The organism is Pseudomonas sp. NPDC088885 (assembly GCF_044750025.1).
Lineage (GTDB): Bacteria > Pseudomonadota > Gammaproteobacteria > Pseudomonadales > Pseudomonadaceae > Aquipseudomonas > Aquipseudomonas rustica.
In genome coordinates this window covers 1-2384 of the sequence record NZ_JBIVJB010000217.1, presented here as the reverse complement: position 1 = coordinate 2384, position 2384 = coordinate 1, and the positions used below count along the sequence as shown (strand labels likewise).

At 54.6% G+C, this 2384-nt stretch carries 3 protein-coding genes; all 3 read right to left on the bottom strand.

From position 1 onward, the window contains the following. Nucleotides 1–35 precede the first annotated feature (35 nt). From ACIP1X_RS28640 to birA, 3 genes are read right to left on the bottom strand one after another with little or no spacing between them, the layout of a single operon-like run. Nucleotides 36–515 (bottom strand): hypothetical protein, encoded by a 480-nt coding sequence (locus tag ACIP1X_RS28640; protein WP_400755947.1) that lies wholly within the window; start codon nucleotides 513–515, stop codon nucleotides 36–38. A gap of 7 nt (nucleotides 516–522) precedes the next feature. Then, nucleotides 523–1272, bottom strand: a complete 750-nt coding sequence (locus tag ACIP1X_RS28635; RefSeq protein WP_400755946.1) for a pantothenate kinase — start codon at nucleotides 1270–1272, stop codon at nucleotides 523–525. Further along, nucleotides 1262–2215, bottom strand: a complete 954-nt coding sequence (gene birA / locus ACIP1X_RS28630; protein WP_212546233.1) for a bifunctional biotin--[acetyl-CoA-carboxylase] ligase/biotin operon repressor BirA — start codon at nucleotides 2213–2215, stop codon at nucleotides 1262–1264. The genes ACIP1X_RS28635 and birA overlap by 11 nt, the downstream gene beginning before the upstream one ends. Between the last annotated feature and the right edge of the window lie 169 nt (nucleotides 2216–2384).

The following is a 2384-nucleotide window of genomic DNA, read 5'->3' as shown; positions in this document are numbered from 1 at the left end:
AGTCGACTACGTCACCGCGCTCGGCGATGACAGCTTCAGCGACGCCATGTGCCAGATCTGGACGGACGAAGGCATTGGTCTGGGCATGGTGCAACCCCCTCGCACAGCATTATTTTATGTTTTAACTCATTGAATTCCTTGGAAAGGTTCTGCAGCTGCAAATCACCCAGCAAACGCTCGCCCTCAGGCGCGATCCGTAGCCAATAACCACTCTCCGGGACGTTTTTCTGCAAGGGTTGCGAGCGAACCTTCATTTCCTCAAGACGCCGCTCAAGAGCCAAGGCCGGATCCTGAACTGCAAAACCACCCACATAAAGGCATTTTTCTTCGCCCTGGGCAGTTTCGGATTTCTCGCGGGAGGCGCCGCCGCTCTCACTTAGCAACCGAATATCCTGCTGCGACCCCTTATATAAACTGAGAGGCGTGACATCCTTGGCACGCAAAGGAGCTTCCTGCTGGTGCCAGACGTAATAGAACACATTGAGAACAAGGAGCAGCAGGAACAACCAACGCATACGAACCTCAGGACAAAGGACAGGCCATCGCCAACCCTACGAAAACCAAATCTGGGACGAGACGAGCACCAGGAGCAACACTGGCAACCAAGTCAGCATCACCGCCAGTGACAAACACTGTAAAACTCTCCCCCCAATACTCACGCGCGATATCTAACTGAGTGAGTACAAATCCTTTAAGCATCAAAGAACAGCCCCGCTCTACAGCCTCAACCGTGGTTCGCCCAGGAGCCAGGCTCGTCAAGGCACGCTCCGCCGCAACATCTCCATAACGAATCTTCCGCGTATGGGTTCGCAACTGATTACGCATCAACGGCATGCCCGGACAGATAAAGCCACCCAAGTGCTCTCCATCTGCCGAGATGAAATCGGCGGTAACTGCCGTACCAAAATCCAGCACCAGGCAGGCACCCGACGCCAAGTGATACCCACCAAGCATGGCAAGCCACCGATCAAGCCCCAACCGCTCATAGTCTTCGTAGCCGTTTTTGACTCCGGACATTTGCCGAGCGGGCTGAGCGCACACCGCAGAAACACCGAACGCTTGCTCAAGCAGCTTAATGAGCGCTTCGGTTTCCTCAGCAGTCCTGACACTGACCAAACGGCATTTACGCAAAGATATTTTGCCAAGTGAGCGCAGACTTTCGATCAACGCCGAGTCGGAATCGACCACCCCCTCAGAAAACAGAGACGCAGCCGCGGCGTCCAATACACGCCACTTTATGAAGCTATTGCCGCAATCGAGCTCAAGAATCATCACGCAACCTCAAGCTGAGCTCACCACCACTAAAAAGTTTTTCCACACCATCCACCTGCAATCGCAGCGCACCTTGATTATCAATTCCAAGCACAACACCATCGATCTGGTTAGTGCCGGCGATCAATGAAACAGATCGCCCCTGCCACAGATGACCGTCCTGCCACTCGGCCTGTAGAGCCGAGAAGCCTCTATCCTGGTGACGCTGGATATATGCCTGCAACTGCTCGCTCAACTGAACAGCTAACGCGTTGCGATCGCAGACCTGACCAGACTCGAGTCGCACGGATGTCCATTGCTGATCGACTTCCTCAGCGGCCTGCATATTAACGTTGATGCCTATGCCCAAGACCACGTGACAAACGTCCGCGGGATCGCCGACGAGCTCAAGCAAGATACCGGCGATCTTCTTATTACCGACCAGAACATCGTTCGGCCACTTCAAGCCCGCCCCGGCGACACCGACTTTTCGCAAGGTGTGCATGACAGCTAGACCCACGACAAGGCTCAAACCCTCCAATTGCCGCATTCCGCCATCGATGCGCAGCACGAGACTGTAATAAAGGTTGTCAGCAAACGGACTCACCCACTTGCGCCCTCTCCGTCCGCGCCCAGACACCTGCCGTTCAGCAAGCACGAGAAAAGGCGCCGATCGGCCCTGACCGATCGCGCGCAATCCCTCGGCATTTGTCGAGTCAATGGAGTCGAATACTGCAACCGGCCAGCCTGGCGCCATTTCCGCTATTTTGAGAGGATCTAGCAACATCAGAGGCGTCGCCAATTGATACCCGCGCCCGCGAACTTTATGGATGGACAGCCCGAGTTCAGCCTCAAGATGCTGAAGCTGTTTCCATACTGCACTTCGACTAATCCCCAGGGCCGCCCCCAGATCCTGACCAGAATGGAATCGCCCATCCTTCAGAAGGTTCAACAACGTCAACATGCAGGTCTCGCCTCACAATGAGGCCCGAATAATAGCTATGCCCCGGGCCGTTGCATAGAAATCAAGCACATGCATTTCCTGCGGGCAAAACAAAACCCCAACTGCTTTCGCAATTGGGGTTTCGGAATTTAATCTTGACGATGACCTACTCTCACATGGGGAAACCCCA

What these genes read in the sequence shown, in the direction of transcription:
- ACIP1X_RS28640 (WP_400755947.1), bottom strand. Translation starts at nt 515, where the DNA reads ATGCGTTGGTTGTTCCTGCTGCTCCTTGTTCTCAATGTGTTCTATTAC.
- ACIP1X_RS28635 (WP_400755946.1), bottom strand. Translation starts at nt 1,272, where the DNA reads ATGATTCTTGAGCTCGATTGCGGCAATAGCTTCATAAAGTGGCGTGTA.
- birA (WP_212546233.1), bottom strand. Translation starts at nt 2,215, where the DNA reads ATGTTGACGTTGTTGAACCTTCTGAAGGATGGGCGATTCCATTCTGGT.